This window comes from Cobetia sp. PDI-12MA, assembly GCF_059507695.1.
The window spans coordinates 1,822,849-1,837,275 of record NZ_CM183351.1; the positions used below are offsets into that span (position 1 = coordinate 1,822,849).

The window sequence follows — 14,427 nt, forward strand, 5'->3', positions numbered from 1 at the left end:
GCGCCAAGGCGCCCCGTTGTCATGTGCATGCTGTATGACAGCAGCAGCCTCAAGCGTTACTGATAGACGATCTCGCCCTGAGGCGCGAATGCCTCGACGTCGATCGGGCTCTGCTCGGCAAGATAGGCCTTGAGCACATCGGCATCGACGAAGCCGGTATCCAGGTAACCCGGCAAATCAGTGACCCTGGGATAGCCATCCCCGCCGGCGGCATTGAAGCTCGGGATGGTGAAGCGATACTGGGCGTCCATGGCCAATGGCTGGCCCTGGATCTTCACGTCGGACACGCTGCCTTCTGCTCGATTTACGCGCAGGCTGATGCCGGCGAACTGGGCATAGGCGCCGGAGTCCACCGGCTGGGTCGCCACGGCATTGAGGTAGTCGAGCACCTCGCTGCCCGACATGCTGACGACCCCCACGGTGTTGCCGAAGGGCAGTACGGTCAGCACATCCTTGTAAGTGATCTCGCCCGCGGGCAGGGAGGCGCGCACGCCACCTGCGTTCATCACTCCGAAGTCGGCCTTGCCGGCCTGCATGGCGGCGGTGGCGATCAGGCGGCCCAGGTTGGTCTGGGCAAAGCGCACCACATCGCGATCTCCTTCGAGCTTGCCGTTGCTCTGAGCGACCGTGACGTTGAGCTGCGCCTGGCCCTTTTCCTGATAGGGGCGCAGGAATTCGCGCAGTTCGCTGTCCTCGGCAATTTCCTCTGCGACCAGCACCTTCCTGCGCTCGCCGTTCACTTCGACGGTCTTCTTGATATTCACCGGAATCAGCTGATAGTTGCGCATGGTCAGCTCGCCATTGCGGAACTCGTAATCAGCGCGTCCCACGTACTTGCCCCATTCATGCGCTTGCACGATGTAGGTGCCGTTCTGGCGGTCCGGCTGGCAATCATCGCCGGGCGCAAAGTCCGCCATCCGGTTGATGCCCTCCATGCAGACCGGCTCCTGGGAGTGGCCACCGACGATCATGTTCAGTTCGCCGTAGGGCAGGTAACGCGCCAGCGAGACATCGCCCGGCGCATTGATGCCATGTTCGGCGTTCTGATAGTGGCCCATGTGGGTGACCGCGAAGATCAGGTCCGGCTGCTCTTGCTCGTTGAGCTGCTCGATGGCCTTGCGCGCCTCTTCCTTGGGGTCACGGAAGTCGAGATTGCTGAAATATTCGGGATTGCCAATGCGCACGGTGTCTTCGGTGGTCAGACCGATCACCGCGATACGGACACCCTGCTCATCGAAGATCTTCCAGGGCGCGAATAGCCGCTTGCCGGTGGTCTTGTCGTAGATGTTGGCGGCCAGCATCGGGAAATCGGCCCAGTCGCGCTGCTTGAGCAGCACCTCCAGCGGGTTGTCGAATTCATGGTTGCCCACCGCCATGGCGTCGTAGCCGATGCGATTCATGCTCTTGAAGTCGGGCTCAGCCTGCTGGAGGTCGGATTCCGGCACGCCGGTGTTGATGTCGCCACCCGACAGCAGCAGCACGCTGCCGCCTGCGGATTCCACCTCGGCGCGGATACGGTCGACCAGCGTCTTGCGCGCCGACATGCCGTATTCGCCATCACTGCTGCGCCAGAAGCGGCCGTGATGGTCGTTGGTATGCAGTACCGTCAGATGATAGGTGGTGTCTGGCTGCCACTCCGGGGCCTGATGGATGGCACAGGCATTGAGAGTGCTCAGCAGGGCGGCTCCCAGCAGCGTCCGGAGTGCCATGCGCTTCAGCGACGGGGAGCGCAGGGCATCTGCCCGCGTCGGGAAGGATCGAGCATTCGTCATGAGAGGACATTCCTTGTGCCTTGCGTCATCGTGGACTTGCCGGCTGACAGCACGCCGAGGTGCCTGTCATTCAGCGGTGAACGGGAAGGGATCGGAGCGGATACCGCCATGGCCGGTAGCCTGTCCCACAATGATGAATCATAGATGAATGAAAAGGAAAGTTCTTGCATTTCCGTGGCTTGCAAGAAGTCTTCACAAGGCGGACAGGTGCCGAAGCGGACAGGTAGTAAGGCGGACAGATGCTTCGACAGGAAGGCGTCTGCAGGCCGGGCATCCCGGGGGCGCTGATGCAAAGACACCGGCTTGGGGGGCGCTGATGCAAAGACACCGGCCTGTACTGCGCCGGTGTCGATTTCGCGTGTCGAGATGGTGCGGATCAGGTCGCCTGACTCATGTCGCCTGGCTCATGTGGCATAGCCAGTCGTCGGCCTCACGCACAAGGCCTTGAGGAGAAGCGTGCCGAGAGCCTCAGGCGTGTTCCTGGTCCGCGCTGATGCTGTCGGTGGATTCACGCTCACTCGCTTTTGGGTTGAACACCTCGGCGTCTTCCATCTTCGGCAGCAGCAGCTCGGCGATGATGGCGGTCAGGCCGCCCATGGTGATCGGCGAGCGCAGCGCATCGGCGAAGGCGCCCGGAATGGCGTTCAGCACATCCGGCACCATGCCGACGCCAAGCCCCAGCCCCAGGGCCAGCGCGATGATCATCATCTCGCGCCGTCCGATGGGCTGCGCCATCAGGATGCGGATGCCAGACACCGCGATCAGCGCAAACATCAGCGTGGTGGTAGCACCGAGCACCGGACGCGGCATCTGGGTCAGCAGGGTGGCGATGAAGGGCGAAAGGCCCAGCAGCAGCAGGAATCCGGCCACGTAGCGGCCCACATGGCGGCTGGCGATGCCGGTCAGCTGGATCACGCCGGTGTTCTGGCTGAAGGTGGTGTTGGGGAAGGTGCCGGCCAGCGCGCCGAGCGCGGAATTCAGGCCATCGCCCAGTACGCCGCCGCGCAGACGCTTCTGGTGCAGCTCATCATCCACGGCGAGCCCCGAGGCACGTGCGCTGCCGGTGAGGTCACCGACCGTCTCGATGGCAGTGATCATGAAGATGAAGGCCACCGGCAGGAAGGCGGCCAGCGAGAAGTCGAAGCCGGTATTCAGGGTCGCCGGATGCGGCAGGGCCAGCAGGGCGGCATCGGCCAGCTGCGGTGCATCATAGAGGCCGCCGATGGCGGCGATGATGCAGCCGACGGCCATGCCGATGAAGATGGAGGCGATTCTCAGCCATGGATGACGTGAGACCTGACAGGCCAGCACCGTGATCAGCACACAGCCGGCCAGTGCCAGATTGGCCGGTGCACCGAAGTCCTCGGCGCCGAAGCCGCCGCCGATGTCCGTCATGCCCACCTGGATCAGGCTCAGGCCGATCAGCATCACCACCACGCCGGTGACCACGGGCGTGATGACCCGCTTGAGCCACGGCAGCACCGTGCCCAGCGCCATCTCGATCAGGCTGCCGGCCAGGCAGGTGCCGAACAGTACCGCCAGTACCTGCTCGTCACTGGCATTCTGCGATCGTGCGATCAACCCTGCAGTGATCAGCGCGGACACGAAGCTGAAACTGGTGCCCTGGATGCTCAACAGCCCCGAGCCGAATGGTCCCAGGCGCTGGGACTGGATCCAGGTAGCGACACCGGAGATCACCAGCGCCATCGACAGCAGGCTGGCGGTGTAGGCATCGAGGCCCAGCGCGCTGGTGATGATCAATGTCGGTGCAATGATGCCGGCCAGACTGGCCAGCAGATGCTGGGCGCCAGCGAGTGCCGAGATTGGGACCGGAGGGCAGCTTTCGAGGCCGAGCAGTGGTTCGTCGATCCCCTTGGAATCGGAAGAGGATTGGCTCATGTGACGCTCCTTGTTCTGCTCGCGGTGCAATGGCGGAAATGGTGTCGGGCACTGGAGTGTTCAGCGCGGGCAGTCAATTATAAGCAAGATGTGAACCAAGTTCAGTGCACGTATCGATTTTTCTATCACTTGTTGCGTGCCGCGCGGCCAGCCAGCGGATGAGCAAGCCAAGCCCGTGTGCCACAAATGCAAGATCCCCGCCGGGCGTGAAGCCCGGCGGGGATCTATCTGCGCTCTCGTGGCGCCTTGTCTGAGCGAAAGTAAGCTCAGCGGCTCAGGGCGTCAGCAGGCGCTGGATCTTGAGGCCGATCTCGCCTTCCGAAAAGGCCCCCAGGAAGCCTTGGAAGTGCTCGGATGCCACGTGGGCTTCCAGCGCTTCTTCATCCCACCATTCCTCCAGTACCACGAAGTCGCCTTCCGGTACCGGCTCGCCTTCCTCGACCTGCTTGTCTACCGCGAAGAGTTCATATTGCAGACACCCCTTGTCGGACTGACTCTTTTCGACCAGATCGGCGAGAATGTCACGGGCCTTTTCCTGCTGGTCGGCGGGGAAAGTCAGAGTCGCGATAAGCTTGAGAGACATGGCATGAATCCTTTAGTGAGCGAAAATGATGACGAGTGAAGCCGATGCCCCACGTGACCGGCAGACGATGGGACATGAGCAGAAACGGTGTCATGTCCGATGTGCGGTTGCAATGCGGCAGGCACGGGTCCCCTCGGGTGAATGCGATGCCCGCCGCTCGATGACACCTGCGCTTACAGGCGAGTGAAGATCTCGTCTGCCGGCAGACGGGACTTGGGCAGCTCGGCATTGAAATCGCCAGCGGCGCGGTAACCCAGGCTCACGGCGACCAGGGCGTTGAAGCCCTTCTCGCGCAGGCCGAATTCCGCATCCAGCGCTACCGGGTCGATGCCTTCCAGCGGCACCGCATCGATGTTCAGGCTGGAGGCCGCATACAGCAGGCTGCCGTAGTTGAGGTAAACCTGCTTGTCCATCCAGTGCTGCAGGTCCTTGAGATCATGACGGTGCAGGTCGATGAACAGACGCCGCGCGCCGTCCATCATCGCGCTGAACTCGTCATCCTTCTTGAAGCGGCCATCAGAGGCTTCGGTGTCCAGCAGGTGGTTCAGGTAGTCGTCGTCCAGGGTGGAGCGAGTGCAGAACAGCACGACGTGAGACGCATCGGTGATCTTCGGCGAGTTGAAGGCGTACTTGTCATCGGTACCGGCGCGCGCGAAGCGCTGCTTGGCATCGTCAGATTCCAGCACCAGGAAGTGCCACGGCTGGGAATTGACGCTGGAGGCGCTCAGGCGCATCACGTTTTCGAGTTCCTGCCAGTCGGCGGCGCTGATCTTGCGTGCCGGATCGAAGGCCTTGGTGGAATAACGGCGTTGCATGATGGCGGTGGGAGTCATGATGACGGTCCTCGTAGTGGCAGGCCAGTCGCTGAGCGCCTCTGACCTTGTGGAAGAAGATGTCGCCATCATAACGAGTGGATTCAGCGTTGAGTATCCGCGTTGCGCGCATCTTTAAGATGAAAAAATGGCACCAATTCCGAGGATTGGCGCCATATGTCAATTACTTGTCATCGCTGTGATGCTTTCATGGCATTAATGCTGCGGCAGGCTCTCTGGATGGCGTATCAGAAGAAGCACTCAGCATCAGGCCGTGCAGCTTGCGGCACTGGCCCGCCACATGGACTTCGCGTATCACGCGGTCGTCGCCCAGCATCATCAGCGCGAACAGAACCTCCTGCAGCGATACCTGGCTGGACTGATCCCAGCGAGTGCGCCGTGCCAGCAAGGGCGTGGCGGCGGGGTCGAGCACGATGACATCGGCTTCCATGCCCGGACGCAGGTTGCCGACCTTGTCTTCCAGACGCATGGCGCGCGCATTGCCCAGCGTCAGTTGATAGAAGCCCTGCCAGGGTGTCAGAGGTTGATTGGCGCGTGACTCAAGCCTCGCCACATCATGGGCGACGGCGCCGTGAAGCTGACCGACCTGATAGGCGGCCTTGAGGCTCTCCAGCTGACACAGGCTGGAGCCACCGCCGACATCGGTGGCTATGCTGATGTTCATTTTCATGGCGCGGGCACTAGCGCGATCGAAGAGTCCGCTGCCGAGGAATAGGTTGGAGGTCGGGCAGAAGGCGATGCTGGCGCCCTGATCCGCGATGCGCTGGCGCATGCCATCGTCCAGGTGGATGCCGTGGGCGAAGGTGGTGCGCTCATGGCTCAGCCCGACATCCTCATAGACCGCCAGATAATCCCGAGCGTCGGGGAACAGCTCGGCGACCCACTTCACCTCATCGAGATTCTCGGCCAGGTGGGTCTGCAGGTGCAGGTCCGGCTGGCTCTTGAGCAGTTGGCCGGCAGCCTTCAGCTGCTCGGGCGTGGAGGTCGGCGCGAAGCGCGGCGTCAGCACATAGCCGAGGCGGTCACGCCCGTGCCAGTCGGCGATCAGGCGCTCATCGTCCTTGAGCGCGGTGACCCCGGAGTCCAGCAGAGCGGGCGGGGCATTGCGGTCCATCATCACGCGCCCGGCGTGTACGCGCATGTCGCGCGCCCGGGCAGCCCGGAACAGGGCATCGGCACTGGTGGCATGTGAGGTGGCGAACACCTGGGCGCTGGTCGAGCCATGACACAGCAGCGCATCGAGGAAGGCATCGGCGACCTCGGCGGCATGTGCGGGGTCGGCGAAACGCTGCTCGGCGGGGAAGGTGTAGGTATTCAGCCAGTCGATCAGGCAGTGGCCGTAGCTTGCGATGATATCCAGCTGCGGGAAGTGCACATGGGTATCGATGAAGCCCGGCATCATCAGGCCTTCGACGTTACGCGGCGGAGACAGGCGCATCAGCTCGCCCACGGCCTCATGTCGGACAAGCGAGCGATGATCCCCCACGGCGACCACATGGCCTGCATGCATCACCAGCAGCGCATCGGTGTAGTGTTCGACGGCGCGTGCCAGGGTCGCCGCCATGTCAGAGGCTCGGCTGTTGCTGTTTCCTTGATTGCTATCTTGCTTATCGTTGCCATCGCTCGAGACCGCCTCACTCAGCATGGCGTCTGCAGGGTCGGCGACGAAATGCAGCAGCGCTCCGCGCAGTAGGCTGACGCAGGAAGCGTCCTTGGCGGCCGCGCGCAGGGCAGCCGTCAGGCGCTGCTCATCCAGGTGGCAGGCCGCAGTGTGCGACGTGTCTTGGTCAGTCATCATTCGGCCTTCTGTGTCGTTTCTGTCTGGTGCATCGCGTCAGGAGCAAAATGGGCGCGCAGCTGGCGGGCACCCTGACGCGTCAGCCCATGGCTGTCCAGTGACGTGCCCTGGGCTGACGTGCCTTGGAGAGACGCGCCATGTCCGGTGGCCTTGTCGGGCGAGTTCACGGCCGCTTCGTCACTGCGCCGCGCCTCGATCTGCAGCAGTTCCGCGACGACGCCAATCGCGATTTCCTCAGGGCGTTTGCCGGGAATGCCGGGCACGCCAATCGGACAGCGAACGCGGGCGATCTGATGCTCCTCGAGATCGCTGCGCAGGCGCTGGCGAAAGCGCGCCCACTTGCTGCTGGAACCGATCAGCCCCAGCGAGGCCAGGTCATCACGTGGTGCGAGCGCGGCGATCAGCGCCTGGTCCTCGACATGGTCATGGGTCAATACCAGCACATGGCTGCCCGCCATCACGGGCAGTGATTCACTGGCGGGCGCGGCTTTCGCGGTCGGCAGGTCAGTCAGGATATTGAACGCCTGACGTTCTACACGACCCTCGCAACCCGCGGGAGTCGTGGCGGCCGTGAGCTGCTCGGGGCGTGAGTCCCGCCAGTCGATCTGCCAGCCCAGCGGTGCCAGCAGCGTGACGATCGCCTGCCCGACATGGCCGGCGCCGAACAGGGCCAGCCGTGGCGCAAGTGCCGGGTACAGCTCGATCAGCACCTGCACATGGCCGCCACAGCATTGCTGGGCATGCTGGCCGAGCGCGATCTCCTCGAGCAGGCAGCCAGATTGTCCCCGGGCCAGCATCCCGCGAGCGCGCTCCACCACCAGCTGCTCCAGCCGACCGCCGCCGAGGCTGTCGTGCAGCGTATCGGGGGTGATCAGCATCTTGCTGCCGGCACCACGCGGGGCAGAGCCCGCCACCGTCACCACGGTGGCCAGTGCATGCGCCGTCAATGCTGCCTGGGCCTCGGCGAGCGCCTGATACCAGCGGCCGGTCGCGGCACTCTTTGCATTCATGACGGCACTCTTGTCGACATTCATGACGGCACCTGCGTTGGCTCTGCGCCAGCAGTGTCGTGCTGCTCCTGCCAGTCACGCTGTTCGCGCGCCGCCAGCATCACGCGCTCCGGCGTGGCCGGGGTATCCAGGCGCACCGCGCGGCGATAGTCGGTCAGCGAGGCCAGCGCATCGCGCAACGCCGCCCACACGCTGATGGCGAGCATGAAGGGCGGCTCGCCGACCGCCTTGGAGCGATAGATGCTGGCGGCCGAGTTGGGATGTCCCTCCAGCAGGCGCACCTTGAGCGCGCCAGCCGGCACGTCACTGATCGCCGGAATCTTGTAGGTCGCCGGGCCATCGGTGAGCAGCCGGCCATCCTCGTTCCACTTGAGCTCCTCCGTCGTCAGCCAGCCCATTCCCTGCACGAAGCCGCCCTCGATCTGGCCGATGTCGATGGCCGGATTGAGCGAATCACCGACATCGTGCAGGATCTCGGCGCTTTCCAGGCGGTATTCACCACTCAGCGTATCGACGACCACTTCGCACAGCGCCGCGCCGAAGGCGTAGTAGTAGAAGGGGTGACCGGTGCCGCTGGCGCGATCGTAATGGATATCCGGGGTGGCATAGAAGCCCTTATCGGACAGTGAGATGCGTTCCAGGTATGCCGCCTGGATCAGCTCGCCCCAGGTCATCAGTACACCGCTCGGGCCATGCAGCTCGCCATCCGTGAGGCTCAGGCTGACGCGTGGCTGGGCGAGATGCTCGGCGGCGAAGTCGAGCAGGCGCATCTTGAGGCGCAGGCAGGCATCACGCGTCGCCATGCCGTTGAGGTCCGCGCCGGAGCTTGCCGCCGTCGGCGAGGTGTTGGGCACTTTGTCGGTGCGGGTGGCGGTGATGCGTACCTTGTCCACGCTCAGCCCCAGTTCACGCGCCGCGACCTGGGTGATCTTGGTGTGCAGGCCCTGGCCCATCTCGGTGCCGCCGTGATTCACCTGCACGCTGCCATCGGTGTAGACATGCACCAGGGCGCCTGCCTGATTGAGGTGCTTGGCGGTGAAGGAGATGCCGAACTTGACCGGTGTCAGCGCCAGCCCCTTCCTGACCACCGGATTGGCGGCATTGAAGGCGCGTATCTCGGCGCGGCGCGCCCAGTAGCGGCCACTGTCCTCGAGCTGATCGATCAGGGTCGCCAACAGCGGGTGCTGATTGACGTGTTGGCCATAGTGCGTGGTCTCACGGCCCTCGCAGTAGAGATTGCGCTTGCGGATCTCCAGCGGGTCACGCCCCAGACGCCGGGCGATATCCTCCATCGCGGACTCGACCGCCAACATGCCCTGAGGGCCGCCAAAACCGCGGAAGGCGGTATTGGACGCCACATTGGTGCGTGCGCGAATGCCGCGCACGTGGGCATTGCCGAGGTAGTAGGCATTGTCGGCATGGAACATGGCGCGATCGACGATGGCATCCGAAAGATCCGGCGAGTGGCCGCAGTCGCCGGTCAGCTCGATGATGGCGGACTCGATGCGCCCGCTGTCATCGACACCGAATTCATAGCGGTGGTGGAAAGGGTGGCGCTTGCCGGTCAGGCGCATGTCATCTGCGCGTGCCAGCCGCAGGCGTGCCGCGCGGCCCGTGCGCCGAGCGATCATCGCGGCCAGACAGGCCACCGGTGCGGCCTGGGTTTCCTTGCCGCCGAAGCCGCCCCCCATGCGGCGGGTCTCCACCGTGATGGCGTGGAAGGGCACGCCGAGCACTTCGGCGATCAGCTTCTGGACTTCGCTGGGGTGCTGGGAGGAGCTGTGCACCAGCATCTCGTCATCTTCGCCGGGCAAGGCCAGTGCGGCTTGACTCTCCAGATAGAAGTGTTCCTGGCCGCCGCTTTCCAGCTCACCGCTCAATTGCCAGGCGGATTTGGCGAGTTTGTTGCTGATGCTGTCGAGATCGCCGGCGCGACCATTGGCAAGCCGTGCCTGGGTGTGGGTCGGGCGCACCAGATCACCGCGGTTGGCCGCCTCGCGCGGGTCGAGGCACACCGGCAGGGGCGTGGTGGCGACCTTGGCCAGTCGCGCCGCCTGACGTGCCGCGCGCTCGCTGTCGGCGGCGACCACGAACAGTGCCTGACCATGATGGCTGATGATGTCACTGACCAGCAGCGGGTCGCCGGGGAAGACCGGCCCCACATCGCTGTGACCGGGGATGTCGGCGGCGCTGAGCACGCAGACCACGCCGGGGGCACGGCGCACCGCTTCGAGATCCAGCGCATCCAGAGTGGCGTGCGCGACCTCGCTCATGCCGATGGCCAGATGCAGCGTGCCGGTGGGCAGTGGCAGGTCATCCACATAACGCGCCGAGCCGCTGACATGGCGCTGGGCGCTTTCATGCTGACGTGACTGGAGAACGGGGGCGGCCGGCGCGGCGCTGGCGTCGGACTCAAGACTGTGCAAGGTACGCATCGAGGCTCTCCAGTGGCGTGAGGGAAGTCGTGGTCTGACGCTCATTCAGGATGCGCTGGGCCACGCGGGGAATCAGATGGCTGGCGGCCAGCAGGCGATACTCGCGTGAGCCGCGCACGTCACTGAGCGGTGAGAAATCGGCCTGCACGGCCTGCTCGATCTGCTGGCGAGTCTGCGCCGTCAGCCTGGCGGGAGTGAGAGATTCCAGCGCTTGCAGCGTCAGCAGTGCTTCCAGGTGCGGGGCGCGGGCCGGAACCCCGGCCATGCCGCCGAAGGCCACGCGCCAGTGCTGGGCGCGCCCGCTGGCGTCACGCCGCCAGGCGAAGACGCCGAGCAGGGTGGAGATGTCATCGTCACGCCGCTTGGACAGCTTGTGTACCGCCAGCCGCTGGTTGGGCAGCGGGCGCGGCAGGAAGACCGAGTGGATGATCTCGTCCGGCATCAGCTGGGTACGCTTGTAGTCGAGGAAGTAGTCCTCGAGCTTCAGGATGCGCTCGTTGTCCTGGCTCATCAGCTGGATATAGGCGTCCAGCGCGATCAGCAGCGGCGGCATGTCACCGATGGGCGAGGCATTGCCGATATTGCCGCCCAGGGTGCCACGATGGCGGATCTGTTCACTGCCCAGTCGCGTGAGCAGCTCCGCGCCATCCGGGTAATGCTCCCGCAGCAGCGGCATCAGCTGGTGATAGCTGACCGCTGCCCCGATCCACCAGCCTGCCTGACCGGCGTGCTCGCCTTCCTCTATCTTGCCAAGCGCCGCGACCTGGGTGGTGTCGATCAAGGCCGGGAAGTCGCGCAGGCGCTGGGTGTGCTCCAGCATCAGGTCCGTGCCACCGGCGATCAGCGTGGCATCCGAGCGCTCGGCGCGCAGCGCCAGCAGGGCCTGCAAGGTGACTGGCCGATAGAAACGCCCGGTGTCTCGCTCGTCATCAGGGGCGGTGTCGTGCGCTTCCGCTGTGCTATCGCCAGCGTCCTGCAGGCAGGCTGGCCCGAATTCGCCTTGCAGCAGACGGTGAGCGGCCTCGCGGATCGGGCGATAACCGGTGCAGCGACACAGATTGCCGCCCAGTGCATGGTCGATCATGGTGTCGCGTTGCCGGGCATCGATCACTTCGCCCTGATCGATCTGGCGCTGATGACGGGCATGCAGCACCGCAAGGCTCATGGCGATGCCCGGGGTGCAGAAGCCACATTGGCTGGCGTGTGTGCTGACCAATGCCTGCTGCACCGCCGAGAGGGTTGGCGCCTGGCTGGCATCCGCCAGACCCACGACGGTGATCAAGTCACAGCCGGCCAGCTGGTGGGCGGGCATCAGGCAGGCGTTGGCGGTGCTCACATTGTGGCCCGGCCCCTGCAAGGCAATGGTGCAGGCGCCGCAGTCGCCGGAGGCACAGCCTTCCTTGGTGCCGTCTTGCCCAAGTGAGGTGCGCAGCACTTCGAGTACGCTCGTTCCCGGTGCAGGTGTGGGCAGTCGGCACGCGCGCCCGTTCAAGGTGAAGTCGATCATGCGGGCATCCTGTCAGGTCGTATTGTCATTGTGGTGCCTTGTTGCGTACAGCGTACTTCCAACGCTCAAGTCCTCTGTTCTACGCTGCCGGCGGGCTGGGGCTGTCTTGCCAGCGGGCCTGTTCTATCCAGGCGACGAGCGTTGATCTGCAGGCTGTTGTCTCTATCAATGTAACAGGTCGTATTGTGATTCCTGCAAGAATCTGACCAAATGGTCAGTGCATGTTGTGGTATTTTGTTCGCCGGTGTCTCAACGGGCTGTTTTCACTGCTGTTCCAACGCCACGTGATAGTCGCTTGACCAGAGCCTCCTGCTTGCGCACATCGTCGCTGACTGGCGAGTGAGACAGACAGGGGACTGTCGCCAAGAGACTCGAATGCTTTTTTCTGACCTGATGAGTGATGCCGATGCCCGCGGATTCTCCTTCTTCCCTTTACGCTGAAGTCCGTCGTACCCGTAGCGCGGAATTGAGCGTGCCGCCTGCCAGCTCTCCGCGTGAGCAAGCCGAGAGCCGTATTCTCGAGGCCGCCGAATGCGTATTCGCCTGTCACGGTTATCGCGGCAGCACCTTGAAGCAGATTGCGGAAGTGGCCGAGTTGCCCAAGGCCAATCTGCTCTATTATTTCGGCTCCAAGGAGAAGCTCTACGTTCACCTGCTGGAGCAGACCCTGACGCGCTGGAATGCTTCGCTCGAGGATATCTCGCCCGATGACGAGCCACGTGAGGTGCTGGAGGCGCTGGTGCGCGTCAAGCTCAAGCTGGCACGCCAGGCACCGCAGGCCTCGCGTCTGTTCGCGGCGGAGGTGATCAGTGGGGCGCCTTTCCTGCGCGATTATCTCAGTGGCGACCTGCGCGACTGGGTGCAGGCGCGCTGCGATGTCATGAAGGCCTGGATGGCCGCGGGCAAACTGCGCGAGGCGGAGCCGATGTGGGTGATCTACCTCATCTGGTCCACCACTCAGCATTACGCGGATTTCGCCGCCCAGATCGATCAGCTGGGGGGAGCGCCGCAGAGCGATGAAGACTGGGAGCAGCTGGCGGATTTCGTGGCCAGCACGCTATGTGATGGTCTGTGCCCGCGACAGCCATGAGCGGCATGAGCGGCATGAGCGGCATGAGCGCTTGAGCCGGCGGATTCGGCGCTCTGTCGGTCGCCTGTTTCAGCTGTCTGTTGTCAGTACCTCGCCGCACAGCAAAAAGCCCGCCCCGGTATCCGGGGCGGGCTTTTTTGGTTCTTGAGTCTAGAGTCGTTCTTGCGTCGCTCGCTCTTGCGTCATTCTGGAAATGTGAAGGATAAGGCCATCAGGCGATCAGCTTGCCATCTCCAAGGGCATGCCAGCATCGCGATCCAGCACTGCTTCTTCCTCTTGCTTGGTCCCCGACAACTCGGCTTTCTCCAATTGAGAGATGTCACAGTGTTGATGCATCTGCCAGCCATCGCGGGCATCGTCGGCAAGATAGATCAGCGCGGCATCGGCGCTTGCCCACAGCCGCGCGAGGTCACGTTGGTGGCGGGTGCGGTTGGCCAGCGGCAGCGCATCGGCGGTGACTACCACCACCGGCGCCTTGCGCAGCCAGCGCGGCGCATGACTCGGCCAGCTGTGATGCACGGCGTCCAGCCAGGGCGCCTGGGGATGGCCGGGCGATGACTGCCAGCGCCAGCCACGCCCGACCTCGGTGATCCCGCGCGCCGTCCAGATCAGGCTGCGCCGCGGCAGCTGCGCCTCCAGGCTTTTCAGCAACGCATCGTCGCTATCCGTCAGCGGCTGGATGGCTCCTGACATCATGCTCAGGTACTCGCCAGCGTGCTGGCCGGCGGTCAGTTCCAGCTTGATGCGAGGCGCCGGGGCGAGGGCGATGCTGTTCTCTAGCGGTATGTGCATGCCGCATTCCATGCCGATGGTATAGACGCTCATGCCAGCATTCCTCGACGCGTCATGCTCTGACGCAGCAGGGTGTGGTGGCGGTGCATCGCCTCCCAGTCAGCGTGAGCCTTGTGGTTGATGTCAGGATTGAAGACGGCTTTCTGCTGCGCGATGGGCGATGCTGTCGGAGTCGGTGTCTCGGCTGAGGCCTGGGCCGCCACGGCCGAGGCGGCAATGTCGGCCTGGCTGCGCGTGTCATGGGCCGGTGAAGGCGTCGTGGGGGCCGTCGTTGTCTTCAGGCTCAGCGGCGGTGCCTCGTAGCCCATCGCCATCACGCCCAGCAATTGAGCGGACTGGGCATTGGCGACATCCTGTGTGGCGCTGCTAGAGCGGGGCAAGAGGGTGAATGTCTGTGTCGTGACCTTGGCTGTCATGGCTCGGCAGGTATCGAGGAGGGCAGTCATCGTTGAGGTGGCCATGAGAATGCTCCTTGCGCATCGCGAGCGCTTTATCGGGAATATTGCAGTCCGGCAAGGGTCGTTGGCGTTACTGCGCGGCGTATGACCTGTCGGCTGGCTAGTCTTGATCAAGCGGCTTGCGTGCCGATTTGTTGTGATGAACAGTAAAAACAGGCGCTTGTGTCTGTCGCGCGGTGCGGATGGTTGGCGTCGTGCAGCGCTTGAGGGCGTCAGAGGCGTTCAGGATGAAGAAAAAGCGCTCATCTCG

The 14,427-nt window shown here is 63.9% G+C and carries 11 protein-coding genes; 1 reads left to right on the forward strand and 10 read right to left on the reverse strand.

What is annotated here, in order from left to right; genetic code table 11:
* Positions 1-56: 56 nt before the first annotated feature.
* The 8 genes from ushA to AC5WNI_RS07920 form a co-directional block, all read right to left on the reverse strand.
* Positions 57-1,709 (reverse strand): bifunctional UDP-sugar hydrolase/5'-nucleotidase UshA, encoded by a 1,653-nt coding sequence (gene ushA, locus AC5WNI_RS07885; RefSeq protein ID WP_495929180.1) that lies wholly within the window; start codon positions 1,707-1,709, stop codon positions 57-59.
* Positions 1,710-2,240: 531 nt separating this feature from the next.
* Positions 2,241-3,671 (reverse strand): uracil-xanthine permease family protein, encoded by a 1,431-nt coding sequence (locus tag AC5WNI_RS07890; RefSeq protein ID WP_495929078.1) that lies wholly within the window; start codon positions 3,669-3,671, stop codon positions 2,241-2,243.
* Between the two features lie 274 nt (positions 3,672-3,945).
* Positions 3,946-4,254, reverse strand: coding sequence for a putative quinol monooxygenase (locus tag AC5WNI_RS07895; RefSeq protein WP_131431992.1), 309 nt, complete (start codon positions 4,252-4,254; stop codon positions 3,946-3,948).
* 173 nt (positions 4,255-4,427) lie between these two features.
* Positions 4,428-5,087 carry an oxygen-insensitive NAD(P)H nitroreductase gene (nfsB, locus tag AC5WNI_RS07900; RefSeq protein ID WP_495929080.1) on the reverse strand — a complete coding sequence of 220 codons (660 nt, stop codon included), beginning with the start codon at positions 5,085-5,087 and terminating at the stop codon, positions 4,428-4,430.
* 187 nt (positions 5,088-5,274) lie between these two features.
* Positions 5,275-6,885: a guanine deaminase gene (gene guaD / locus AC5WNI_RS07905; protein WP_495929082.1), complete on the reverse strand. Its 1,611-nt coding sequence runs from the start codon at positions 6,883-6,885 to the stop codon at positions 5,275-5,277.
* Complete coding sequence (gene xdhC, locus AC5WNI_RS07910) at positions 6,882-7,919, reverse strand: xanthine dehydrogenase accessory protein XdhC (protein ID WP_225348052.1); 1,038 nt, start codon at positions 7,917-7,919, stop codon at positions 6,882-6,884. Before xdhC ends, guaD begins: the two co-directional genes overlap by 4 nt.
* Positions 7,916-10,330 carry a xanthine dehydrogenase molybdopterin binding subunit gene (gene xdhB, locus AC5WNI_RS07915; RefSeq protein ID WP_153635707.1) on the reverse strand — a complete coding sequence of 805 codons (2,415 nt, stop codon included), beginning with the start codon at positions 10,328-10,330 and terminating at the stop codon, positions 7,916-7,918. The genes xdhC and xdhB overlap by 4 nt, the downstream gene beginning before the upstream one ends.
* Positions 10,308-11,837 carry a xanthine dehydrogenase small subunit gene (locus tag AC5WNI_RS07920; RefSeq protein WP_495929084.1) on the reverse strand — a complete coding sequence of 510 codons (1,530 nt, stop codon included), beginning with the start codon at positions 11,835-11,837 and terminating at the stop codon, positions 10,308-10,310. Before AC5WNI_RS07920 ends, xdhB begins: the two co-directional genes overlap by 23 nt.
* 406 nt (positions 11,838-12,243) lie before the next feature.
* Here AC5WNI_RS07920 and AC5WNI_RS07925 point away from each other — a divergent pair, with 406 nt between their 5' ends.
* Positions 12,244-12,927: a TetR family transcriptional regulator C-terminal domain-containing protein gene (locus tag AC5WNI_RS07925; protein ID WP_153635709.1), complete on the forward strand. Its 684-nt coding sequence runs from the start codon at positions 12,244-12,246 to the stop codon at positions 12,925-12,927.
* 219 nt (positions 12,928-13,146) lie between these two features.
* Here the strand turns inward: AC5WNI_RS07925 and AC5WNI_RS07930 are convergent, their stop codons facing one another.
* Positions 13,147-13,752 carry a hypothetical protein gene (locus AC5WNI_RS07930; RefSeq protein WP_153635710.1) on the reverse strand — a complete coding sequence of 202 codons (606 nt, stop codon included), beginning with the start codon at positions 13,750-13,752 and terminating at the stop codon, positions 13,147-13,149.
* Positions 13,749-14,180, reverse strand: coding sequence for a hypothetical protein (locus tag AC5WNI_RS07935; protein WP_153635711.1), 432 nt, complete (start codon positions 14,178-14,180; stop codon positions 13,749-13,751). The genes AC5WNI_RS07930 and AC5WNI_RS07935 overlap by 4 nt, the downstream gene beginning before the upstream one ends.
* Between the last annotated feature and the right edge of the window lie 247 nt (positions 14,181-14,427).

Coding starts and splice junctions, on each gene's coding strand:
- ushA (WP_495929180.1), bottom strand. CDS start 1,709: ATGGCACTCCGGACGCTGCTGGGAGCCGCCCTGCTGAGCACTCTCAAT.
- AC5WNI_RS07890 (WP_495929078.1), bottom strand. CDS start 3,671: ATGAGCCAATCCTCTTCCGATTCCAAGGGGATCGACGAACCACTGCTC.
- AC5WNI_RS07895 (WP_131431992.1), bottom strand. CDS start 4,254: ATGTCTCTCAAGCTTATCGCGACTCTGACTTTCCCCGCCGACCAGCAG.
- nfsB (WP_495929080.1), bottom strand. CDS start 5,087: ATGACTCCCACCGCCATCATGCAACGCCGTTATTCCACCAAGGCCTTC.
- guaD (WP_495929082.1), bottom strand. CDS start 6,885: ATGATGACTGACCAAGACACGTCGCACACTGCGGCCTGCCACCTGGAT.
- xdhC (WP_225348052.1), bottom strand. CDS start 7,919: ATGAATGTCGACAAGAGTGCCGTCATGAATGCAAAGAGTGCCGCGACC.
- xdhB (WP_153635707.1), bottom strand. CDS start 10,330: ATGCGTACCTTGCACAGTCTTGAGTCCGACGCCAGCGCCGCGCCGGCC.
- AC5WNI_RS07920 (WP_495929084.1), bottom strand. CDS start 11,837: ATGATCGACTTCACCTTGAACGGGCGCGCGTGCCGACTGCCCACACCT.
- AC5WNI_RS07925 (WP_153635709.1), top strand. CDS start 12,244: ATGCCCGCGGATTCTCCTTCTTCCCTTTACGCTGAAGTCCGTCGTACC.
- AC5WNI_RS07930 (WP_153635710.1), bottom strand. CDS start 13,752: ATGAGCGTCTATACCATCGGCATGGAATGCGGCATGCACATACCGCTA.
- AC5WNI_RS07935 (WP_153635711.1), bottom strand. CDS start 14,180: ATGGCCACCTCAACGATGACTGCCCTCCTCGATACCTGCCGAGCCATG.